The organism is Parasediminibacterium schistidii (assembly GCF_046546515.1).
Classification (GTDB): domain Bacteria; phylum Bacteroidota; class Bacteroidia; order Chitinophagales; family Chitinophagaceae; genus Parasediminibacterium.
In genome coordinates this window covers 85,405-108,133 of sequence record NZ_JBKHKJ010000015.1, presented here as the reverse complement: position 1 = coordinate 108,133, position 22,729 = coordinate 85,405, and the positions used below count along the sequence as shown (strand labels likewise).

Annotated in this window: 17 protein-coding genes; 5 read left to right on the top strand and 12 right to left on the bottom strand. The window is 40.9% G+C overall.

Features of this window, described 5'->3' with window-relative positions:
- Nucleotides 1-92: 92 nt before the first annotated feature.
- Entirely contained in the window at nucleotides 93-857 is a 765-nt protein-coding gene (locus ACHFIY_RS10510; protein WP_410846047.1) for a TIGR02757 family protein, read from the bottom strand.
- Between the two features lie 369 nt (nucleotides 858-1,226).
- On the opposite strand from ACHFIY_RS10510, the gene ACHFIY_RS10505 reads away from it, so the two are divergent.
- The 3 genes from ACHFIY_RS10505 to serC all read left to right on the top strand — a co-directional run bounded on the left by ACHFIY_RS10505 (nucleotide 1,227) and on the right by serC (nucleotide 7,686).
- On the top strand, nucleotides 1,227-3,569 hold the full coding sequence (locus ACHFIY_RS10505; RefSeq protein ID WP_410846046.1) for an ATP-binding protein: 2,343 nt from the start codon (nucleotides 1,227-1,229) through the stop codon (nucleotides 3,567-3,569).
- Nucleotides 3,570-3,959: 390 nt separating this feature from the next.
- Nucleotides 3,960-6,443: a PAS domain S-box protein gene (locus ACHFIY_RS10500; RefSeq protein ID WP_410846045.1), complete on the top strand. Its 2,484-nt coding sequence runs from the start codon at nucleotides 3,960-3,962 to the stop codon at nucleotides 6,441-6,443.
- A 172-nt stretch (nucleotides 6,444-6,615) separates the two neighbouring features.
- Nucleotides 6,616-7,686, top strand: a complete 1,071-nt coding sequence (gene serC, locus ACHFIY_RS10495; RefSeq protein ID WP_410846044.1) for a 3-phosphoserine/phosphohydroxythreonine transaminase — start codon at nucleotides 6,616-6,618, stop codon at nucleotides 7,684-7,686.
- Between the two features lie 140 nt (nucleotides 7,687-7,826).
- Here the strand turns inward: serC and ald are convergent, their stop codons facing one another.
- The 4 genes from ald to ACHFIY_RS10475 form a co-directional block, all read right to left on the bottom strand.
- Nucleotides 7,827-8,942 carry an alanine dehydrogenase gene (ald, locus tag ACHFIY_RS10490; protein ID WP_410846043.1) on the bottom strand — a complete coding sequence of 372 codons (1,116 nt, stop codon included), beginning with the start codon at nucleotides 8,940-8,942 and terminating at the stop codon, nucleotides 7,827-7,829.
- A gap of 248 nt (nucleotides 8,943-9,190) precedes the next feature.
- Nucleotides 9,191-9,373 (bottom strand): hypothetical protein, encoded by a 183-nt coding sequence (locus ACHFIY_RS10485; RefSeq protein WP_410846042.1) that lies wholly within the window; start codon nucleotides 9,371-9,373, stop codon nucleotides 9,191-9,193.
- Complete coding sequence (locus tag ACHFIY_RS10480; protein WP_410846041.1) at nucleotides 9,333-9,614, bottom strand: hypothetical protein; 282 nt, start codon at nucleotides 9,612-9,614, stop codon at nucleotides 9,333-9,335. The genes ACHFIY_RS10485 and ACHFIY_RS10480 overlap by 41 nt, the downstream gene beginning before the upstream one ends.
- A 531-nt stretch (nucleotides 9,615-10,145) precedes the next feature.
- Nucleotides 10,146-12,848 carry a putative LPS assembly protein LptD gene (locus tag ACHFIY_RS10475; protein WP_410846040.1) on the bottom strand — a complete coding sequence of 901 codons (2,703 nt, stop codon included), beginning with the start codon at nucleotides 12,846-12,848 and terminating at the stop codon, nucleotides 10,146-10,148.
- Between the two features lie 69 nt (nucleotides 12,849-12,917).
- Here ACHFIY_RS10475 and ACHFIY_RS10470 point away from each other — a divergent pair, with 69 nt between their 5' ends.
- Entirely contained in the window at nucleotides 12,918-13,835 is a 918-nt protein-coding gene (locus ACHFIY_RS10470; RefSeq protein WP_410846039.1) for an N-acetylmuramoyl-L-alanine amidase family protein, read from the top strand.
- Between the two features lie 224 nt (nucleotides 13,836-14,059).
- Here ACHFIY_RS10470 and tilS read toward each other — a convergent pair whose 3' ends face one another.
- Nucleotides 14,060-15,493, bottom strand: a complete 1,434-nt coding sequence (tilS, locus tag ACHFIY_RS10465) for a tRNA lysidine(34) synthetase TilS (protein ID WP_410846038.1) — start codon at nucleotides 15,491-15,493, stop codon at nucleotides 14,060-14,062.
- 758 nt (nucleotides 15,494-16,251) lie between these two features.
- Between tilS and ACHFIY_RS10460 the strand changes: the two genes are divergently transcribed.
- Complete coding sequence (locus ACHFIY_RS10460; protein WP_410846037.1) at nucleotides 16,252-17,442, top strand: DUF4407 domain-containing protein; 1,191 nt, start codon at nucleotides 16,252-16,254, stop codon at nucleotides 17,440-17,442.
- Nucleotides 17,443-17,448: 6 nt separating this feature from the next.
- On the opposite strand, the gene ACHFIY_RS10455 is transcribed toward ACHFIY_RS10460, so the two are convergent.
- From ACHFIY_RS10455 to ACHFIY_RS10430, 6 genes are all read right to left on the bottom strand, one after another.
- On the bottom strand, nucleotides 17,449-17,778 hold the full coding sequence (locus tag ACHFIY_RS10455) for a type II toxin-antitoxin system PemK/MazF family toxin (RefSeq protein ID WP_410846036.1): 330 nt from the start codon (nucleotides 17,776-17,778) through the stop codon (nucleotides 17,449-17,451).
- Nucleotides 17,763-17,966: a hypothetical protein gene (locus ACHFIY_RS10450; protein ID WP_410846035.1), complete on the bottom strand. Its 204-nt coding sequence runs from the start codon at nucleotides 17,964-17,966 to the stop codon at nucleotides 17,763-17,765. The genes ACHFIY_RS10455 and ACHFIY_RS10450 overlap by 16 nt, the downstream gene beginning before the upstream one ends.
- Before the next feature lie 129 nt (nucleotides 17,967-18,095).
- A complete protein-coding gene (accC, locus tag ACHFIY_RS10445) occupies nucleotides 18,096-19,436 on the bottom strand; it encodes an acetyl-CoA carboxylase biotin carboxylase subunit (RefSeq protein ID WP_410846034.1) in 1,341 nt (446 codons plus the stop codon).
- 255 nt (nucleotides 19,437-19,691) lie between these two features.
- The gene (accB, locus tag ACHFIY_RS10440) at nucleotides 19,692-20,177 is read right to left on the bottom strand and encodes an acetyl-CoA carboxylase biotin carboxyl carrier protein (protein ID WP_410846033.1); all 486 of its coding nucleotides are present in this window, start codon (nucleotides 20,175-20,177) and stop codon (nucleotides 19,692-19,694) included.
- Between the two features lie 211 nt (nucleotides 20,178-20,388).
- Nucleotides 20,389-20,955 (bottom strand): elongation factor P, encoded by a 567-nt coding sequence (gene efp / locus ACHFIY_RS10435; RefSeq protein ID WP_410846032.1) that lies wholly within the window; start codon nucleotides 20,953-20,955, stop codon nucleotides 20,389-20,391.
- A 224-nt stretch (nucleotides 20,956-21,179) separates the two neighbouring features.
- Nucleotides 21,180-22,571: an NADH-quinone oxidoreductase subunit N gene (locus ACHFIY_RS10430; protein ID WP_410846031.1), complete on the bottom strand. Its 1,392-nt coding sequence runs from the start codon at nucleotides 22,569-22,571 to the stop codon at nucleotides 21,180-21,182.
- Nucleotides 22,572-22,729 lie beyond the last annotated feature (158 nt).

The window sequence follows — 22,729 nt, the reverse complement described above, 5'->3', positions numbered from 1 at the left end:
TATATTCATTGACTTGCAGCAGGTACTGCTCTATCGTTTTTTTCTTTGTGCCCCTTTGAGACTTAGTGCCTTTGTGGCAAAAAAGCACTTTACTAAAACTTCTCGAAAATACCTAGCCCAAAAAGCGCAAAATCATATTTCACTGGGTCGTTGCTGTCTAGCAGCCGCAGGCTTGCATCTAGCTCGGCAACCGCTTTCGCATCGTTTTGTACCCTTGCCAGCAAGCCTAGTTTCCTAGCTATATTGCCCGAATGTACATCCAATGGGCAGCTAAGCTGGCTTGGCGATATACTATGCCACAAGCCAAAGTCAACGCCCATTTTGTCTTTCCGTACCATCCACCTAAGGTACATGTTTATCCTTTTTGCGGCTGAGCCTTCTAATGGGTCCGATACGTGCTTGGTAGCCCGGAGTGGGTGCGTTATAGCAAAAAAATGTTTTTTGAAATGATGGATAGCTGGCTGCAAAGAAGCGCTGGATACATTATCTGCAAAAACCTTTTCGATGCCACCTTCCGATTGGTAAATATGCTGTAGGCCTTTGATGAAATAAGCAAAATCAGCCCCGTTAAAAGTGCGGTGTACAAAGGCTTCTAGTTTTTCTAGATGGCTAGTTTGGTGGTTTATTACAAAATCATAGGGTGAATTGCCCAGCAAATCCATCATGCGGTGGCCATTTTTCACGATTATTTTCCTGTTGCCCCACGCTATAGTAGCTGCAAGGAAGCCAGCAATTTCAATGTCTTCTTTCTGTGTATATCGGTGCGGGATAGCTATGGGGTCGTGTTCAATAAATGCTAGGTTATTGTATTGGCATGTTTTAAAATCAAGAAATTCTTTCAGCTCTATGGTATCCACTAAGGCTTGTGTTTAATTCTTTGTGCAAGCTACTGCTTAAACCCAGATTTTGCAATTGAAATCTATTGAAAACAACAAAAAACGAAATTTTGAAATGCACCCTATTCGGAAATGGGGAAAGTTATTTTGAAAGTATTACTTATATTGCCACATAAAGGCGTTTTCATGCCAAATTAGGTATAGTCAAAATACTACAAGCCACATTGGCTATTGTGTTTACTTTTGCCTCCCTCCGTGAAATTCCTTAATTTGTGTTCGCAAATTATTTTCTGTTTTAAAATGGCATTTTTTATTGCCCTGCAAATCCGATAGCTGGATTAAAACAAAAAATATCACAAGTGGGCGCTTTACATTTTTAGGCACGTAACAATGAGCAACGCTTTTTTTTCTTTTGATTCAGCACAATTTAACCGCCTTTTCCCTTATTATATATTGGTTGATGAAAAGCTTTTCATCCATCAATATGGGCAATCTTTTGCCGATACTTTTACCAGCATACCACCACAGGCAATACTAAGCGATTATTTTAGCTTTCCTTCTCTACACGAAGATGAACCTACTTTTCAATCGCTTCAAGAAATAACAGACGAGCCTATTACATTAACTTATAAGCAAAATGCTCACATCCAATTAAATGGGCCGATTATTGTTTACGGCAAGCAATTGATATTTGCCGTTTCTCTTTGCCAAATTAGTGTGGAGGAAACCAAGGAACAGCAATTGGTAGAACAAAAATTGGAGGAGCAGCGGAAGTTTTACGAAAATGTATTGAATAATATACCAGCCGATATTGTAGTATTCGACAACAAGCACCGCTACCTTTTTTTAAACTCCGTTGCCATTAAAGACCCAGTGCTAAGGCAGTGGCTAGTTGGCAAAAGGGATGAAGACTATTGTGCATACAGGAATAGGCCAATAAGCATAGCGGAAGAAAGGCGGGTATTGTTCAACAAGGTTATGCAATCGAAAACCCTGCACTCATGGGAGGAAAAAATAGTAAACCAGAAAGGCGAAACTGAGTACCACATCCGCAATATGTATCCTGTGCTAAACGAACAGGGCGAGGTAACCGTAATTATTGGATATGGCTTGAATATAACTAAAAGAAAATTGGTTGAGGAGCAACTGGCACAAAAAGAAAAAAGCTACAGGGACTTATTCAATTATAGCCAGGCACTAATTTGCACGCACGATTTAACAGGAAAAATATTGTCTGTAAACCCTGCACTTTGCGCTACGCTGGGATATACAGAGGAAGAAATGGTTAAGCAATCCCTTGCCGCTTTTATACCTGAAAAAGACAAGGAAAAGTTTCAACCAAACTATCTTGACAAAATTTTGGATGGCGAAAAAACAAATGGCTTGTTCAGAGTAGTGCATAAAAATGGTGAAAAGCTATTTCTCCTCTATCAAAATTACAGGGTAGAAGAAGCAGGTTCCCCACCATACATTATTGGTTTTTCGCAAGACATAAGCGACAGGATAAAGGCAGAGCAAGAACTATTGCTGGCAAAAAAAATGACAGAGGATGCAGCCAGGGCAAAAGAAGTTTTCCTGGCAAACATGAGCCACGAAATACGCACGCCCATGCACGGCATTTTGGGCATTGCGGGCTTATTGGCCAAAACAACGCTGGATGAAAAACAAAAAAACTATATAAACCTTATTACAGAATCGGCCAATAACCTAGTGGTTATTGTAAACGATATTTTAGACATTGAAAAAATAGCATCGGGCAAGTTTGAATTTGAAGCGGTTGACTTTTTTATTGCCAACAAGCTAAACACCACCTTGCAATCTTTCCAGTACAAAGCAGAAGAAAAAGGCATTCAACTAATATTGCAAAACAAGTTGCCAGCAGGGTTAGTGATAAAGGGCGACCCACACAGGCTTGGCCAAATTTTAAATAACCTGCTTAGCAATGCCTTGAAATTCACTAAACAAGGCAGCATAACGGTTAGTAGTTTCATTGCAGGAGAGAATGAAAATGGCCTTACAATCCACTTTTCAGTAACCGATACAGGCATTGGCATACCGCAAGACAAGCTTTCCGTGATATTCGATCCCTTTGTGCAAGCATCTTCGGATACTACACGTAAATATGGCGGAACAGGGCTAGGCCTGTCTATTTGCAAGAACCTAGTTGAAATGCAGGGTGGGCATATAGAAGTAAGCAGCCATGAAAACAAGGGTACTAGTTTTATTTTCAGGTTGCCTTATACTAGAGGCTCGGTAACCGCTTTAGAAGAAATACAGCCAGTGGAAATGGCTTTTAGTGCCTTTACTAGCAAGAGGATATTAATGGCAGAGGACGTGCTGGTAAACCAGTTTCTTGCAAGAGTAATATTGGAAGCGGGGGGCTTTTCCGTTGACATTGCCAACAATGGCATAGAAGCATTGGAGCTATTGGAAAAAAATAATTACAGCCTTGTATTAATGGATGTGCAGATGCCAGAGATGGACGGCATAATGGCAACAAAAAAAATAAGGCAATTGCCAGACGTGGAAAAAGCCCGCATACCCATTATTGCGCTTACGGCAAATGCCTTGGTAGGCAATGAGCAGGAATATTTTGACGCAGGCATGAATGCCTGCCTTACCAAGCCATTTACAGAGCAAAAATTATTTGCCGCCATGAGCAGCTTACTAAATCCTGCCATATTTTTGTCCTCAGCAAAAAGCAATGACACACCTGCTGTTTCAGTAACTTAGATTGATGAATGATGGCCAATATAGCTGGGTGCATAAAAGTCTCCTTACAAGCAGCTGGTGTTTAGCTTTATTCGATGGGCTATATCCATCGCTAGTATATAACACCCCTTCGGGGCTTTACAGCAGTATTTGCAATGACTTGGCTGTATAGGAGCTTTTCGTAGTTTTTAGTTAAACCCGTATTTTGCAGTTGAAATCTATTGCAAGCCTCAACTACTTCAAACACAAGCATTTGAGTCTTTCATAACGAAGTCAATTGCAAAATCTGGGTTTAATTTTTCAATAAGTGCTGCTGCTTAATTCTTTTAAATTATATATTTTTGTAGTATTCAAAAATATATTTACATTTATTCATAATCCAGTCCTCGAATATCCATTTAGCACTATTGTATGCATAACAGATTAACTAAGCTGTCTTATGTTGCAGCCCTTGTTTTGATTGTGTCTGTAATTTTTATTAGTTACATATTTATCAATAGGGCTATCAACCAAAAAGAAAAAGACGCATTTATTATTAATGTAGCGGGCAGGCAGCGGATGCTGTCGCAGAAAATAACACAGCTTTCGCTAAGGCTTATTGGCGAGCCCAGCAATGATACCGATATACGAAGCCAACTAGCCGAGGCAGTGGCATTTTTCCAGCAATCGCAACATGCCCTGCAATATGGCGACGAGCTGCAGGGATTTCCCAAATTATTGAACACACCTGCCATTGATAGCCTTTTTATAGACCTACAACCTACTTATTCTAACATCTTGGGTACAGTAAAGCAGCTATTGCTTTCAGTTGATACTGCCCACAAAAAAGCCTTGGTCGATAGCATCATAGTGGAGCAAGCTGTTTTTTTGCCCAAAATGGAAACAATAGTAAAAAACTATGAGGAAGAAAGCGAAGAGAAACTGGCCAAGATACAATCGCTAGAATCCCGCTTTCTTGTTATAGCAATAACTCTTTTGATTGTAGAGGCCGTATTTATTTTTATACCCATCCTCAATAAAAACAATAGCCTTATAAAGGAAATTACTAAGACAAACGACTTGTTAAAAACACGGAATTCAGCATTGCAAGCGGCAATTGACAAAGAGAAAGAAAATAAAACTGCCATAGAGGAAAGCGAAGGGAAGTTTCGGTTTATTGCCGAAAACACTTCGGATGGCATCATGGTTTTTGAAAATGGGCATATCATTTATACCTCGCCAGCCTACCAGCAAATACTAGGATATACATTTGAAGAATCAAACGCAAGGAATGAAGAAGCAATACTTAACCTAGTACATCCAGAAGATGTGGCAGAAGTAAAATTGGCACTAAAGGTGATTGAAGAAGAAAAGCCAGACAGCATCCGCTACGAGTTCCGTGCCTTGCACAAGGATGGGTACTATGTTTGGCGGGAAGACACTTCCAATAACTTTTATGATGCAGATGGAAGGCTACTAAAGAAAATAATTGTTGCAAGAAACATCAACAAGCGGAAGGAATACGAAAAAAACAGGGTAGAGCGGGAGCAATTGCTCTCTTCCATTTTCGACACGGTTACCGATGCAGTATTTGTATTGGAAGTTGCTGGCGAAAGGCAATACTGCTTTTCATTGGTGAACAAGGCATTTGAAACCACAACTGGCCTGCCAATGCAAAAAATAGTGGGGAGCTACTTGCATGAAATACTACCAAAAAAAGCCTTGTTTATTGCAATGGAAAAAATTGGCGAAGCCATAAAAGAGCAAAAACTGACACGCTGGCAAGAAACGCTTGAATACCCCAATAAAAAAATGATTGGGGAAATTAGCATTACGCCTATCTATAACCAAAAGAATGAGTGTATAAGGCTGATTGGTTCTATCCACGACCTTACAGACCGTATAAAGGCAGAGGAAGCAATGGCGAAAAGCCACAACCGCTTGCTAAAACTTACTGAAAAAGTATCTGCGGCCATTTATGAATATGAATTGGATGCAGATGGTAAAGCATCTTTCCCATTCATGGGCAAAGCAATTGAACAATTGATGCCATGGGTTACCGTGGAGAAATTGCAGCAGGATATTTCCCTTGCCTTTTCTGCTATACCACCCGAAGATTATGCCCGTTTCCTGCCTGCAAGGGAAGTGTCGCAGCAAAATCTAACCGTTTGGAACCAAGAATACAGAGTGATAAATTCAAATGGCAGCGTAAAATGGCTAAAAGCTACATCACATCCAGAGCGTAAAGAAAATGGCAGTACTATATGGTATGGGTATTTGGAAGACATTACGCAGCTAAAACAAGAAGAAACGAGGTTGAAATTGTTCGAATCTGCCCTTTCCAACTCTACAGAAGGCGTTGTTATTACCGAGGTACACCCTGCTACCCTAAATAAACAGGTAGTTATTTTTGCCAACCAGGCATTTTTTGATATGACGGGTTATTCGTTCGAGGAATTGATGGACGAGCTGCAAAACCATCTGCGTGGCGAGGATACAGACACGGGGGAGATTGTAAGACTTGAAGAAGCTTTTAAAACCGGGCAGCCTTGCACCGTGGAAATTATCAATTACAAAAAATCGGGCGAGCCTTTTTGGGTAAGCATTGCCGTGGCACCTGTGGCAGACAGCAAGGGCAAGGTATCGCACTGGGTATCTATACAACGTGATGTAACCGAGCAAAAGAAAAACTTGCAAAACATACAGCAACAAAATGCCAAGTTGCGCGACATAGCATGGGTGCAATCGCACATAGTTAGGGCACCATTGGCTAGGTTGATGGGGTTGATAGATATGCTGGAAAATGATACTGACAAAAAAGCCGACAACGCAAAAGTTTTATCGCTTATTTATGATTCAGCAAAAGAACTAGATGTAATTGTTCGGGATATTGTAGATAAAACGGAGAGGATATAAGAGTGGTAAGTCGCAAGTAGTAAGTACTAAGTTGGTAATAGTTCTTACGAATAACTTTCACAAGTAGCACAGGCCTTATACCTAACGACTTATGACTTACGACCTTTAACTTACAACTTATCACTTACTACTTACTACTTATTATTACCTTGCAACCCCAAAGTAGTAAAAGATGAAGAAGCACAATTTTAATTCTGGGCCGTCAATCTTGCCGCAAACGGTTTTACAGCAGGCATCCGAGGCCATTATCGAGTTCAACAATACAGGCTTGTCTATCCTAGAAATAGGCCACCGCACGCCCCATTTTATGACGGTGATGGAAGAAGCCCGCTCGTTGGTAAAGGAATTGATGCAACTGGACGATAGCTATGATGTTATCTTCCTGCATGGCGGTGCCACTACCCAGTTTATGCAGATACCGATGAACCTATTGGACAGCAATGAAACCGCCGCTTATTGCGACCATGGCGTATGGGGAAGCAAAGCCATTAAAGAAGCATCGTTGTTTGGCAAGGTAGATGTGGTGGCATCTTCAAAAGATAAAAGCTACACTTATATCAATAAAGGGTTTACTGTGCCAAATACTTCAAAATACCTGCACATCACCTCCAACAATACCGTGGAAGGCACGCAGTGGCACAGCCTGCCAGACACTGATGTGCCAATTGTTGCAGACATGAGCAGCGATATTTTTAGCCGGGAGATGGATTTTAGCAAATTCTCTCTCATGTATGCAGGCGCACAGAAAAACATGGGTGCTGCGGGCGTAAACGTAGTATTGGTAAAGAAAGATTTATTAGGCACTATAAAACGCCCTATACCCTCCATCATGGATTATCAAAAACATATAGAGGCCAATTCTTTAATGAATACGCCGCCTGTGTTTGCCGTGTATGTGGCTATGCTTACCCTCCGCTGGATAAAAGCCGAAGGCGGCCTAGCCGAGATGGAAAGAAGGAGCTTGGAAAAATGCAATTTATTGTATAGCACCATTGACACTTTGTCAACATTTGATTGCAGGATAAATGTAGAAGATAGAAGCCGCATGAACGCCGTGTTCTTTTTGAGCAACCCAGCACATGAAGCGCCATTTTTGGAACTATGCAAGCAAGAAGGCATGGTAGGCGTGAAAGGCTACCGTACGGTTGGCGGCGTCAGGGTAAGCATGTACAATGCGCTGGCTTTGGAAAGTGTGGAAGCATTTACTAGCTTGATGCAACACTTTGCTACAACAATAGCGTGATTTTTTAGCCACCAAGGCACAAAGGCTCAAAGTGGCACAAAGAAAATTAAGAAGAAAAGAAAGGGCTTTGTGTTTTCCAAAAACCTTTTTTTGTTTTTTTCTTTGTGCTTCTTTGTGTTTTCGTGCCTTAGCTACATTAATTACCCAAGCAATTCACCAGCTTCTTTATATGGCAATCCTTGCGCAATAGCAACGGCTTTGTAGGTAACATAGCCATCTAACGTATTGATGCCCGGCAATAACTCCTTGTTTTCCTGACACGCTTTCCTGTAGCCTTTGTTGGCTATTTGCAGCGCATAAGGTATGGTGGCATTGGTTAATGCAATGGTAGATGTGCGAGGCACAGCACCTGGCATATTGGCCACTGCATAATGCACAACGCCATGTTTTATATATACAGGATTGTCGTGGGTAGTAATTTTGTCTGTAGTTTCAAAAATGCCGCCTTGGTCTATGGCTATGTCCACCACTACCGATCCGGGCTCCATTGTTTTAATCATGTCTTCCGTTACCAGCCTTGGGGCTTTTGCACCAGGAATTAATACGGCTCCAATTACCAAATCAGATTCTTTTACCGTCAAGGCAATATTATAAACTGTAGAAGTAAGGGTAGCTACCTTGCCGCCGAAAAGGTCGTCCAGCTCCCGGAGCCTGTCTAGGCTAATATCTAAAATAGTTACCTGCGCCCCTAGCCCTAACGCTATTTTAGCAGCTTGTGTGCCAGCAACGCCACCACCTATAACGGTTACCTTACCACTTTTTACCCCCGGAACGCCGCCTAGCAAAATACCTTTTCCGCCATGTACTTTTTCCAGGAACTGTGCGCCTATTTGGGTGGCCATCCTGCCTGCTACCTCGCTCATGGGCGTAAGCAATGGCAATGTGCCATTGGCAGCACGCACGGTTTCGTAAGCAATGCCTATTACTTTTTTGGCAAGCAGTGCTTCTGTAAGCTCTGGCTCGGGGGCAAGGTGCAAGTAGGTAAACAGGATAAGCCCTTCCTTGAAATAACCATATTCAACGGCAATGGGTTCTTTTACTTTCATTACCATTTCTTGCTGCCAAGCTTCTGCTGCGGTATCTACTATGGATGCGCCTGCATCTGCAAATTCAGTATCGGCAAAGCCAGAACCTAGCCCCGCCCCTTTCTGTATAAACACATTATGGCCTGCCTTGGCAAGCTGCACCACTCCTGATGGCGTAATAGCAATGCGGTTTTCATTGTTTTTGATTTCTTTTGGTATGCCGATATTCATGATTTATGTTTTCTATGATTAATTCATCAACGAATAGACTGTAATATTATTTTTGGCACAAGTATTACTACTTTATAAATATACGAAAAATGAATGTAAATGTTAATAGTAGCTCTTTTCAAAAAAAATTGTTTATTCCAAAAGATTTTTACGAGGGTCTTGACGTGTGTCAAATATTTTCAATATTTCTATTTGATTAGTCCCCATTCTATAATACATGCGGTTGTGCCTTGTAATTAAAGTGCTTCTTATATGCTGCCCAGCTTCTGACTTCTTGCCGATGGAAGGCTGCATAGCAATACGTTTAACTTAGCATCCAAAACAAGCTCAAATTCAGTCGTTACTTTTTCTCCCCATTCAATGGTAAGGTATGGTATAATTCGCAATAAATCATCCACTGCTTCCGGCATCCAAACTACTTCCAGCACCATGCTTAAAAGTTGATTTTAGTTTTTTCATTACTTGGTCATGCGGTATACCTATCCCAGCATCTTCCTGGCGGATAGCTTTAAACATTGACTTTGTTTCTGTTTCAGTTAATCCATCAACTGTTTTTGGTTTGCCATTGCCAGTAGCATCATCTATTGTGGATGAAATATATTCCAAAACCTGTTGGTTTTCAATTTCATTTACCTTGCTATAAATAGATTGTTTTATTAATAGTAAATCCATTGCAGATTATTTATCCAAATTTATTGAAAACATTATAATATTTGGGCGTTTGTGCTAAAAAATTAGTGTTGTTGTAGGTATAAATTCTAGTGCTTTTTCATGAATTTTTTCTTTTATGCAATTTTTGGAGTTATTTCTTGATTATAACTCATTGAAATACATTATTTTATTATTCTTTAAGCAGTAATTTTGAGAGATTTTATGACTATAAAATCTCTATTTATGTATAAGAAAATGACTATAGAATGACCATTTATTGACTATAAAATGACTATTTATTCTTCGAAATTTGAATCCCAATGCTAGCCAAACCCTATCACCTAAAGTAACGTAAAGCCCATATGCACCCCCAACCCCTAAAGGGGCATAAAGCACATACAATGTAAAGTTGGGCAGGATATATGAAATTTCCAAAAGAAGAATCCTATATGGGGGGATATTGTCTTATGGAAGTGGTAAATGTTGGGACTTCTGGGACATTTAGGACTTTAGTGTATATGGGTAAATCCAATGCTTTGCCAAACCACTCTATTAATAGTTAGAAAAAGTCCTGTTCCTATTAATCCTTAAATCACGCAAAATACCCGCCTTGGGGCTGATGGTAATGTTGAAGGAGCGGTAAAGGCCAATGGGGTTTACATTGATGGCCATTTGCCAGCAGTGCATCTCGCGGGTAATGAACATGCTAAGCTGTTGCAGCCTGCCTGCATTAAAATCGTAATAGCCAGTGCCGCCTGCTTTCCATTTTTCTGTCAGGCTGAAATCGCCATTGAAATTGATACTGGACGTAATGAGGTTGGCATATATATAATTGGCCTGCAATTGCTTGGTATAGTTGAGCGAATAAGACAAACTAAGCGACCAAGGTATATTGAAATCGGTATATTCTGCGGGGTTACTGCGTGCATATTGCAATTGCTGCTGCTGCTCCTCTGGGGTCATGAATGGGTCGTTAGGCATCCTGTCTTTGTCCGTTTTACCATCTTTTGGCTTACTTTTAAAGGAAGTAGAAAGGGCAATATTGCCATTGGTAATGCGGCCAAGTTTGCCATTGGTAGCCAGCGAATAGGTTTTTTGCCTATACCCATATTTGTCAACGGAATAGGGATCCATGGAAAGGCTTCCGGAAATATTTACAACCGAGAACAACGTGCTACGTGCATAAAACTGGAAAGGCGCAAGGGCAAAACTGTCTGCCAATAAATTGTACGAGGAATTGAAACCAAAACCATCTATTAGCTTTACTTTCTTGGTGGCATCGGTTTTGGTACTGTCTTTTTTATCTTTCACTTTCATTTCCAGCAGGTTGTCTATGCCAAAACTGATAGAACCAGAATTGCCCTCAGAATATGCACCAGGTATAACGCCATCAAATTTTGAAAACCTAAGTTGGTGCCCAAAAGTATCTACTTGCGTGGTATAGTGGGTGCCGCTTGCTAGATCGGGCGTGTAGTTGAAACTAACGCTTGGCCTCACCTCGTGCCTGATAGCCACGATATTGCTTTTTTTGCCAAAGCCATAGGTGCCAAAAAGGCGGGTATTGGCACTTATACCAAAACTGGTTTGCGTGCCTGTATAAAATCCTTTTTGAATAATAGTATCAATGGATTTTCCGTTCCACCGTCGGGTGAAGGATTGGCCATACCATTTTTGCTCCAAGGAAACACCTGGGGAGATGGTTACCGGGCCAAGTTGTGGCAAGGCAATGGAAATAGGTATGCTATGCGTTGCCCCCCATTGCAAGGTATCTAACACTTGTTTGAACTTGAAGGCCGTATCGTAAAAGGCTACTTGGTTAGTAAAATTGCCACTGTAGCCTATGCCTAGTTTTTCGTACCATTTGGGTGTGCCTACTGCTTCTTTTTTCTGTAAGGGATAAAACGTTACTATGCTGCCCGTAACTGTGGGCAATATTACATTCACCAAATGGGTAACGCTGTTTTGGCTATGGTTGAAATTGAGCGATACATTGCCTTTGCCCCTGAAATCTTTTGAATAGTTAACGTTGGAACTCAACTGGTTTTGAAAATTTGCATAAGGGTTGTTAAGTATGGTAGAGTTGTATCTGGTACTGCCAAAATTCACGTTTGCGCTCAGGTTGGTACCTGGCCTTACCCGTGGGTCTTGGCTATGGTTCCAGTTAATCATATATGAACTGGTAGAATTAAATTCTTCGGGCGTAAGGTAGCCATAAGTAGCCCTGTTTAGTGACTTGGTCTTTTGCAAAGTAACGCTTAGCCCGCCTGCATAGCGATACCTCCGCTGGTATTTAGGTGCTACATTTAGCGACCAGCCACCGTAGGAATATAAGTTGCTGCGAGTTGTAACATCCAAGTAATCGCTAAATACTTGGTAATAGCCCAAGCCTTCCAGCCCTAGGCCGTAGTCTTCGCTCGTGGCAAATGCGGGTGCCAACACACCAGAGTGCCTGCCCTGCGCAAGCGGGAAAATGCCAAACGGTATGCCTACTGGCAGCGGCACGCCTTCTATTTCGGGCGTTGTAGGCCCGGTTACGGCCAGCTTGTTGGTTACCAGTTTTATCCTCCTTGCCCTGAATGCAAAATGAGGGGTATCGAGGTTGCAGGTTGTAAAACGTGCCCTATAGCCATAATAATCGCTACCATTTACTTTTTTCAGGGTATTGGCATTCACATACATTTCTCCATCCTGCACATATGTGTTTTTGGTAACGCCTTTCAGGGTTTTTAGGCTAAACAGTATTGAATCGCTAATGGTCTTGGTTTCGCCTTGGGTAAGGTTGGGCTTGCTATAAGGGTTGCCGGTTGTGTCCTTAGCCCCATAAGCCTGCACCAATTGCGTAGCTTGCTGGTACTTGATGGTAGCAGCATCCAAAGCCACGTCTTTGTTTTTCACTTTGGCTTTGCCATATAAAATAAAATCTTTTGTAGGGATGATCAACACGCCGGAGTCGGAAGCCTCGTAGCTAATAGGTGCATCTATACTGTCCCTTGAGATAGTAAGGGTATCAATCCGCTGGGTAGAATCAGGTTTGTTTAACTTAGCAGTATCACCCCCTGCTGGCAATTTCGTTTGTTTTCCTTTTTTATCTTTTGCTTTGGCCGGCACGGTATCGGTTAAGGCTATATATTTATCGCTCAACAACGGTCTTTTATGGATGCCACGAGCCGTTAATTGTACCACAAATATGAACAAACATACAGCAGCTACAAATGCCCCATTTTTATTTACCTTAATTTTGCTACGTTTGTCCATATTGTAGTGGGCAAAAATAGGTGGTAAACAAACGATACGCTTGGTAAAAATACTTTAATTCTTTATTATATGACGATTAGAAAATATACAACGCTTTTAATACTAAGTTTTTGTGTATTGCTTTTATCTGGTTTTGATACAAAAGATGGGTTAACCCAAAAATCGCGGCTACGGAAAATAGTGATTGACCCGGGGCATGGCGGGCACGACAGTGGTGCGCCCGGCAAGTACTCAAACGAAAAAGACATTGCTCTGGCCATTTCTTTACGATTGGAACAATTGCTTAGGGATCAGATACCCGACATAGAACTGGTAGTAACCCGCAGGACGGATATTTACCATTCGCCGCCTACAAAAGCCAATATTGCTAACCAGGCAAAGGGTGATTTGTTTATATGCATCCACTGCAACAGTGCCGACCCTATACGCCATAGCGAGTTTACGGGCTACAAAACAGAAACCGTAACTACAGGCAGGGGCAAACACAAGCATAAAACAACACGGGAGGTAAAGCAATACCACACCTACACCACGCCCAACCCAGCCAAGGGCACGGAAACCTATATATGGGGGGCGCACAAAAATGAAAGCAAGGAAGTGGCCATGCGTGAAAACCAAAGCTTGTATTTAGACAGCACCACTGCACGGTCTGTTGAAAACTTTGACATGAACTCGCCCGAAAAGATGAATTTTATCAACCTAAAAACACGCCAGTTTTTTGATAGGAGCGCTTTCCTTGCCCTTACCATACAGGAAGAATTTAGGAAAGCAGGCCGCATTAACCGTGATGCGCTGCAAAGGCAAGTGGGTATATGGGTATTGCAGGCCGTGGCCATGCCCGCCGTGCTTGTAGAAACAGGCTATATATCAAACCCAGAAGAAGAAGATTACCTAAACAGCCCTGCAGGGCAAACAGAAATAGCACAGTCTATTGTAAACGCCATCAAGCATTACAGGGCTTCTATTGATAGCAAGAATTCGAATTAGGAGTTATGAGTTTGATACAATATGTTGAGGGACTGGTTTTACTGGCTTCTTTGTTTTTTGTTTTAGTTTTTTTCTTAATCCATTCACTAATCTTTTCAAATTTGTGCTCAGAATGATGCCTGCCAGTAGTATAAAAATCAATATTTTTTCTTCATTTACCAAAAATTAAAATTATGGGTTTTGACAATTGACAAAATATCCTGCTGATAACTATATTCTAATTCTTATACTTTCTCCCAATCAATCTCCAACATTTTTGAAGTTGAAGGCTTTAGGCGAAAACGGTTGTCTATACGGTAGCCAACCACCCAAACAATCCGCTTGTTGCTTTCTATTACCCAAACTTTTTCTTTATCGGTCTTGGACAGTTTTTGGTCGATAAAAAACTTGCTGAGCTTCTTTTTCTTCTGCATTCCCAGCGGATAAAAGTAATCGCCTTGCTTGTAAGGACGCAGCAATAAGGGAAACTCGATATCATCGGCATTTAGCACGGCTATATTGGTTGCAATGGGCAGTTTATTTTCAGCTAATAATGCTTCGTTGAAAGTACTGGGCTTTAAGGTCAGCAGGCCTTCTTTAAAGTTAATTTCTTTAACCCCTTCTTCTATCAATACGTTAGTGGCTTCCTCTGGTTGTATGGGGGCGATAATGAGCCAGTTCCTGTTTACAATAAGCCGGTGCGTGGGAGAAGCCATATAGCTGCCATTAGCGGCATCTAATAGCTTTACCACCTCCCCTGTTTGTGTGGATGCAAAGCCAAAATCTTTTACCACCTCATATACAATTGTTTTTAGTGGCACTTGCTTTTTCAATTTCAGTATGGGTAAATGCCACTCATTGCCTTTTGGCTCTATCAGTTTTGCTTTTTTTTGTACTATGGATGTGTTATAAATCAATTCTATTTCTTTAAACCGTTCAATATTGCCCAATAAATTTTCCTCTGCCTGCGGGTAAATGGTTTTCATTAGTGGCATTACCTGGTGGCGCACAAAATTACGGGAATATTTGTCTGAGGCATTGCTGTTGTCCTCTACCCATGCCAGCCCATTTTTTTTGGCATACGCCACAATATCTTCCCTTTTGGCAAACAATAGGGGGCGGATTATATTCCCCTGCCTTGGCAATATGCCATGCAGACCGCTAATGCCTGTACCTCGGAAAAAATTGAGCAGGAGGGTTTCTATATTGTCATCGGCATGGTGGGCCGTGGACAGAAGTCGTAAGTCGTAAGTCGTAAGTCGTAAGTTATCGGGAGTTGGTTGACCGTTGACCATTGACTGTTGACCGTTTACAGAAAACGATTCACGGGCAACGGTCAACAATTCTTCAAACCAAGCGTACCTTAGTTCACGGGCGGCAACTTGGATAGATAGTTTGTTGCTTGTGGCATATTCCTTTGTGTTAAAAAGTTTTACCAATACTTCCTTATTGTATTTTTCGCCAAGTGCTTTTACAAACATTTCGTCCCTTGTGCTTTCCTCTCCCCTAAGTTGAAAATTGCAGTGTGCAATTGTAAAACTGTAACCTGCTTTGTGAAATAAATCAACCATTACCATACTGTCTATACCGCCGCTTACGGCCAAAAGCAGATGCGTATTTTTGGGGCTGATTTGTATTTGCTGCTGCGTAAACTGTATAAATTGTTCTAACAATGCCATAGCGCTGGGAGGGGTACTTTTGGAGTGCAAGTTACGGGATGTTGATTTAGGGAAGCTATACACTAATTAACCGTTAAAACTATTTAGGGTGCATAAAAGTTTTTCGCTTTTTAGTGAAAAAACACCCTAGTACCACTCTGCCCACCACTTATCCCAAAAAGCTGGAACAAACACCCTACGGGTAAGAAGATGGGATGCAAAACGGGACACTTATACAATTTCTACACTATTACTTTTTCTGGGGTTTTTATTAAAATAGTTTCAGTTTTGCCAATTTTCGGCCTTTTTTCCTATTCGCGATTTTTTGAAAAAACGTTCAATCGCCTTTAAATCATTGATTATCAACAATAAAGGAAAAGTTTTATGCGTATTTTGTGCCTATTTTGTGCCTATTTTTTGAGTGATTTGTGCATACTTTTTGCGTATTTTATGCTCATTTTGTGAGTAATTTTTGCGTATTTTACAGCCATCAATACAAGGTTAATTTTTAAGCTAAAACTATCTTAATATTAATAAAAAAATAACTTTGATACAAGTACTAGTTGACAGCATGTAAAATACATTTAACCTGGTTTTTAGTAAGTGCATTTCTGGCACAAAGATAAGGTTTTTAAAGATTAGGGAATATCGCCACAAAGCGAAAAACTTTTATGCACCCAACTATTTACCTATTTCTATCTTTTCCTTTACTTTGTACTACTAGCCTCCCCACTTTAACCATTTTGGGATTTAATTTTTTATTGCTAAACAATTAAAGTATGCCGCAAAGCAAATCGATGCTTACGCAACAGGACGGTTATGTACCTAACAGGTTCCATTATTTTTTATGGTGGCTGGCAACAGCCGAGAAAGAATTGCTACAAGACTGCGTGATAGACCGTAACCGCTACTCTATCATCGGCATGAGTGTTTTGGGCACATGGTCTTTTGCCACGCTGGCATGGATGTATTTTTTTAGCACAGTGGTGGATAATGCCTGGGTAGTAGTGGCATTGGGCATTTTTATGGGTGCTATTATTTTAAGCATTGACCGGGCTTTGATAAAAGGCATCAACAAGCAAAACAAAAAACAACTGCTGCCGTTGTTGTTCCGGGGCTTGCTTGCCATTACCATTGGCACTTTTATGGCACAGCCCGCATTGCTATACCTGTTTAACAAAGAAGTGCATGTGCAAATATCGCTAGACAATGAGCAAAAGCTACAAGAAAAACGCAAGCAGCAGGATAGCTTATATGCCCAGCAAAAAAATGAGTTGCAAGGGCAAAAAACCAAGCTGATTGCAAACGAACAAACCCGGTACAGCGAGGTAGCGGCGGCAAGGCAAAATTTTATTTCCGAGACAGACGGCAGCGGCGGCACTAAAAAAATGGGGCTTTTTACCATTGCAAAAGCCAAGCAAAACGAGTACGAAAGGCTGGACAAGGCCTATAAACAATTGGCAACAGAGGATTCATTGCCCCTGTGGCATATTGACAGCAGCCTGAACGCCATAGACATAGCCAAGCAAAAGGAACAGCAGCTTTTTGCACAATTGCTGAATGCTGGCTTCCTCACACGCATAGAAGCCCTGAACCACTTGATTAAAAACAATGCCGCCCTGCAAAGCAGGTATTACTTGCTGGTAGCTATTTTGTTGTTGATAGAACTGATGCCCGTGATTGCCAAGATGCTATTGCCAACTGGCACTTACGATGCCAAGGCTTTGGCAAGGGAACAATTGGAAAAAGAAACCATTGAGGAGGAGATAGCCAATGAAAAAAAATTGCAGCAATTGTACAACAAACTGGCATTGGAACAAGACACAGCTTTGATAAAAGATTTTTTTGGAGAGATGAACATCCACGCAAAAGAAAAAATGCATGGCAGCATCAACGAATGGCGGGATAAAGAACCACAAACCCTAAGCAGCCTTTGGAAAGAAATAAAGCGGAGGTTATTTACAAAGTAGAAGTTCCTATTTTAAAAGAGTGATTATTGCCTGCACTACTAAGTTTCTCACATTAATTTTTATAATGCCCGCCTTTCGTACAATAATTTTTTTATCCGCAGTAAAAATACGGGTTGGCCTTATGTAAGATTCAACGGGTAATGAACCAAGCTCAAAATCAGTATGTTTAAGTTTAATTGCAAAAATATCTTTTGTTGGTTGGCTTGTTATTTGGCACAATAAAATATCATCACCCGGCAAATCTGCTAACACTAAAGCTGGCCTTTTCTTGCTTCCTGATAAATCTGAAAATGGAAAAGGTATAACAACAATATCACCTTTTATAAATCCTTCCATGCTTTGTCTTCTTCAGGCGTTAACCAATCCTTTGCCAATATTTTTTCACTTGCAAAATAAGTCAAGGGCATTTCCTCTATTGTTTCATCAACAGTAAAGGCAATTACTTCTACCTTTTTACCCACAAAGTTTTGGGGCAAATGAAGAGAAATATTTTGTTGTTCAGGTATTACAAGTGTACGTACCATATACTATAAGTTAAACGGGCTTTCTACAATTCAAATATAAACAAAAAAGGTGAAGCCAATTTTAATTAAAATTGGCTTCACCTTTTATACTCAAAGAATAATAACGCTCAAAATATATTCTACTGCTTACTATTTCAATTCAAAAGTTTCCAAGAACTTAGTTGTAAAGTTACCGCTGCGAAAATCTTCGTTCTTCATTAATTGCAAGTGGAAAGGGATGGTTGTTTTTACGCCTTCTATCACATATTCACTTAGCGCACGGTACATGGTATCTAAGGCTTCCTCGCGAGTTTGTGCAACTGTTATTAGCTTACCAATCATACTGTCGTAATAAGGCGGTATCACATAGCCTACGTACACATGGCTATCTACACGCACGCCATGCCCGCCTGGGGTATGCAGGGTAGTAATTTTGCCTGGTGAAGGGCGGAAGTCGTTGTATGGATCTTCGGCATTGATGCGGCATTCTATTGCATGCATCTTTGGTTCGTAGTTTTTGCCAGATATTTTTTCGCCCATGGCTATTTTAATCTGCTCTTTTATCAAGTCGAAACTTACCACTTCTTCTGTTACGCAATGCTCTACCTGTATCCGGGTATTCATTTCCATGAAGTAGAAGTTGCGGTGCTTGTCCACCAAAAATTCTATGGTGCCTACGCTTTCGTAATTAATGGCTTTTGCTGCTTTGATAGCTGCTTCGCCCATTTCCTTGCGGAGTTTTGGGGTCATGAATGGCGATGGGCTTTCTTCCACCAATTTCTGGTGGCGGCGTTGTATGGAACAATCACGCTCGCTTAAATGGCAGATATTGCCATATTGGTCGCCCGCAACCTGAATTTCTATATGGCGTGGTTCTTCTACAAACTTTTCCATGTAGATACCATCGTTTTTAAACGAGGCAGCAGCTTCTATCTTGGCAGTATTGAAGGCTTTTTCCATTTCGTCCTCCTTCCACACTACCCTCATCCCTTTGCCACCGCCACCGGCAGTAGCTTTTAAAATTACTGGGTAGCCAACTTTGTTTTTAGCAAGGTCTTTTGCTTCTTCAATACTACTTAACAAACCACCACTACCCGGCACTACTGGCACACCTGCTTTTATCATGGTTTCCTTGGCGGTAATTTTATCGCCCATGGAATTAATCATATCAGGGGTTGGCCCGATAAATTTAATGCCATGATCGGCACAAATCTGGGAGAACTTGCTGTTCTCCGCCAAAAAACCATAACCCGGGTGGATAGCATCGGCATTGGTAATTTCAGCCGCAGCCATGATGTGAGGGATGTTCAAATACGATTCTGAACTGGCTGGCTTGCCTATACAAACCGCTTCGTCGGCAAAACGCACATGCAAGCTGTCTTTATCTGCCGTGCTGTAAACAGCCACCGTTTTAATGCCCATTTCCCTGCAAGTCCTAATGACACGGAGGGCAATCTCGCCACGGTTGGCAATCAATATTTTTTTAAACATGGTTTTCTTAATTAGCTAAATCAGGGTTATTATTCACCACAAAGACACATAGGCACAGTAGAGGAAAAAAAAAGGAAACATAGCCTTTTCAATTTCTTTTATAAATCTTCCCCATTAGAGAAATAGAAAAATATGGACAAATTTTAACGCTTACTTTTTTCTCGTAAACATACATAGCCAATCAATAGGTGTATAACAACAAATTGAACACTACTCTAACATACAATGTATAACTTACTACATATAACATACAACTTAGTTAGGTTCTACCAAAAACAAAGGCTGGTCATATTCAACCGGGCTATTGTCTTCTACCAATACTTTTACAATTGTACCACTAATTTCTGCTTCAATTTCGTTAAACAATTTCATGGCCTCGATAATGCACAATACCTTGCCTGGCGCAATCTCTGTACCCACTTCACTGAAATAAGGTTTATCTGGAGATGGCTTTCGGTAGAAGGTGCCAATCATTGGGCTTTTGATGGTTACTAAGTTATCAGCGGCTTTAGGCGAAGCGGCCGGAGCAACTTCTGCAGGGGATAACTGGGAAGGTCCGCCATTAGATGCTGGCGGCACTACATTGTATACTTGGGTTGGCAAAGGCATGTGAGACATGGCCACTGCAGGGTCTTCCTTCTGCTTGATGGTTACCTTGCCATCCTTGTCTTCTATGCTTATTTCACCAATATTGCTTTTATTGATGAGCTTAATCAGTTCGTGAATTTGTTTTAAATCCATAACAAGTTTATTTTTTCTGTAAGTAAACAGTTAGTGCATACCCAACTATATGGCATTTTATGCAACGGAAGGGCAAAATAGCAATTATTTAATGTACAATGCTATTAAAATTTATCAAAATAGCCAATTTTTATTCTAGTTTCAGGTTTCAGGGGTTTGGCAACAGACCTCACCCTAACCCCGCTCCAAATGCGAGTGGCAAAACCTAGACCTATTCTTTCACCCTTTCAATATAATCGCCGGATTTTGTATTTACCCTTATCAGCTCTCCTTCATCTACAAACAATGGCACGTTTACAGTTGCGCCTGTTTCAATGGTGGCTGCTTTCATGGCACGGGTAGCCGTGTCGCCTTTAAGGCCTGGCTCGCAGTAAGTAACCCTTACCACTATTTTTTCTGGCAACTCGGCACCAATAGGCAAGTCTGTTTCTGTGTTCACAAACACAAATACTTCGCTACCGTCTTTTAAAAACTGAGGGGCATCTATCATTTCCTCCCCAAGCACTATTTGCTCGTAGGTTTCGTTGTTCATCAGGTTGTACCCTGTTTCGTCTTTATAAAGGTATTGATAGGTTTTTTTTTCAACCCTTATTGGGAACACCGTCTCGCCACTGTTCCATGTTTTTTCAATGCTGCGTTTGTTGTCAACGCCTTTTAGCTTTGCCCAAACCTTAGCGGCTGCACGAGCAGTTTTGTTTTCGCCAAATTCTACCACGCTATACAGGCTACCGTCAAGTTTCAAAATCATCCCACGGCTAATATCTGATGTTGATGCCATAATAAATAAAATATTTAAGGCGGCAAAAGTAGGGATTGGGAATTAAATATACGAATTGGTTATTTTTTGTTTTTTTTTTGCCACTAAGACTCGAAGTCTCAAAGCAGCATTAAGTAAGTAAGAAAGGAGAAAAAAACTATCTTGAGGGTATGCAAAATAAAAAAGGTTGTATAAAGATGGAGCCTTATACAACCTATAGCTATTTAATGGTAAAAATATTATCTTTAGAAATAATACCAGTTCAACAATACAGTAGGGAATATACCTAGTATGATAATAATAGCCGCAAGAACAATTAAACTGAATTTAAAACTGCTTTTAATAGGCTCTATGGTCAAGGAGTTGCCTTCTTTAAAATACATGGCTTGTATTACTTTAAAGTAATAATATACGCTTATGGCGGCAAACAATACGGCAATAATAACCAAGATGATAGGGCTGCCAGACTTTACCGCCGATGCCAACATATAGTATTTGGCAAAGAACCCAGCAGTTAATGGGATGCCGGACAATGACAAGAAGAAAATGGCATTTGTGGCTGCTAGCACTGGCTCGGTTTTAGAAAGCCCATTGTAACCATCTAAAGAATAGTCTTTCATTTTTACCAATATGGCAAAAATGCCAATGGTTGCAAAACTATAAGCGGCTGTGTAAAGCAAGATGCCTTCCTTGGCAAAGTCATTGCTGCTATACAGGCCAAACAACATGAAACCAGCTTGCGCAATGCTACTATATGCCAACATCCGCTTTACGCTTTGCTGGAAAACAGCCGTGATATTGCCTATGAACAGGGTAGCAACAATCATTACAAACAACAATAGTTTCCACGAAGGGCCCAAGTCTTCTGATTTGGCTGCAAACAAACGGATGAAAGCAAAGAAGCCAGCGGCTTTTACAATAGTAGCCATGAACGAAGTAAACACACTAGGTGCGCCATCGTACACATCTGGTGCCCAAAAATGGAAGGGGGCGGCAGATACCTTAAATGCCATGGCAATAAACAACAATACCAAGCCAACCGGGGCTAAAATGCCGGCACTGTATATGCCCATAACGGCAGACTTAGCACCAGATGCCGCAAGCCCAAAATTGCCTGTTGCACCATAAAGCAAAGCAATGCCCATTAATAAAATACCTGTTGAAAAAGAACCCATCAAAAAATATTTCAAAGAGGCTTCATTGCCCTTTAGGTTCTTTTTGTCTGAACCTGTAAGGATATATAATGGTATAGACAAGATTTCTATCCCGATAAAAAACATCAATAAGCCGTTGAATGAGGTAAGAATGGTAACACCGCAAAGCACAAAAAAGATAAGGGCGAAATATTCGGCCACATCTTCACCTACTTTTTCTATATCGCTACCACTAAGTATAAAATAAACAAGGGTAGAAACAATAATGATGGTATTGAAGAAAAGCCCAAACTTGCTGAACGCCAGCAAATCTTTGGTATCTACATTAATGGTGAAGCAGCCATAAGTCTGGGACAGGTTACCAGCTAGCAACACCAGCAATGCCGCAATAGCTAAATATTTAATGGCGGCTTTGTTTGAAAGCAAGATGCCGCTGAACATCATTACCACACCACTTAAAGCTGAAAGAATAATTGCATTCATAAAACAGGTTATAAACCCAAGGGCCTTTTAAACCTACATCCCATAAGGATTTTGGTAGATTACTAAATATATTATAATGTACTTAACCACAAAGTACGCAAGGATATTTAACCACAAAGCACACAAAGTTTTTCGCAAAGAAACACAAAGGCGTTTCT

Coding starts and splice junctions, on each gene's coding strand:
- ACHFIY_RS10455 (WP_410846036.1), bottom strand. CDS start 17,778: ATGGAAGGATTTATAAAAGGTGATATTGTTGTTATACCTTTTCCATTT.
- serC (WP_410846044.1), top strand. CDS start 6,616: ATGAAGAAGCACAATTTTAATTCTGGGCCGTCAATCTTGCCGCAAACG.
- efp (WP_410846032.1), bottom strand. CDS start 20,955: ATGGCATCAACATCAGATATTAGCCGTGGGATGATTTTGAAACTTGAC.
- ACHFIY_RS10430 (WP_410846031.1), bottom strand. CDS start 22,571: ATGAATGCAATTATTCTTTCAGCTTTAAGTGGTGTGGTAATGATGTTC.
- ald (WP_410846043.1), bottom strand. CDS start 8,942: ATGAATATCGGCATACCAAAAGAAATCAAAAACAATGAAAACCGCATT.
- tilS (WP_410846038.1), bottom strand. CDS start 15,493: ATGGCATTGTTAGAACAATTTATACAGTTTACGCAGCAGCAAATACAA.
- ACHFIY_RS10450 (WP_410846035.1), bottom strand. CDS start 17,966: ATGGTACGTACACTTGTAATACCTGAACAACAAAATATTTCTCTTCAT.
- ACHFIY_RS10480 (WP_410846041.1), bottom strand. CDS start 9,614: ATGGATTTACTATTAATAAAACAATCTATTTATAGCAAGGTAAATGAA.
- ACHFIY_RS10475 (WP_410846040.1), bottom strand. CDS start 12,848: ATGGACAAACGTAGCAAAATTAAGGTAAATAAAAATGGGGCATTTGTA.
- ACHFIY_RS10460 (WP_410846037.1), top strand. CDS start 16,252: ATGCCGCAAAGCAAATCGATGCTTACGCAACAGGACGGTTATGTACCT.
- accB (WP_410846033.1), bottom strand. CDS start 20,177: ATGGATTTAAAACAAATTCACGAACTGATTAAGCTCATCAATAAAAGC.
- accC (WP_410846034.1), bottom strand. CDS start 19,436: ATGTTTAAAAAAATATTGATTGCCAACCGTGGCGAGATTGCCCTCCGT.
- ACHFIY_RS10500 (WP_410846045.1), top strand. CDS start 3,960: ATGCATAACAGATTAACTAAGCTGTCTTATGTTGCAGCCCTTGTTTTG.
- ACHFIY_RS10470 (WP_410846039.1), top strand. CDS start 12,918: ATGACGATTAGAAAATATACAACGCTTTTAATACTAAGTTTTTGTGTA.
- ACHFIY_RS10485 (WP_410846042.1), bottom strand. CDS start 9,373: ATGGTGCTGGAAGTAGTTTGGATGCCGGAAGCAGTGGATGATTTATTG.
- ACHFIY_RS10505 (WP_410846046.1), top strand. CDS start 1,227: ATGAGCAACGCTTTTTTTTCTTTTGATTCAGCACAATTTAACCGCCTT.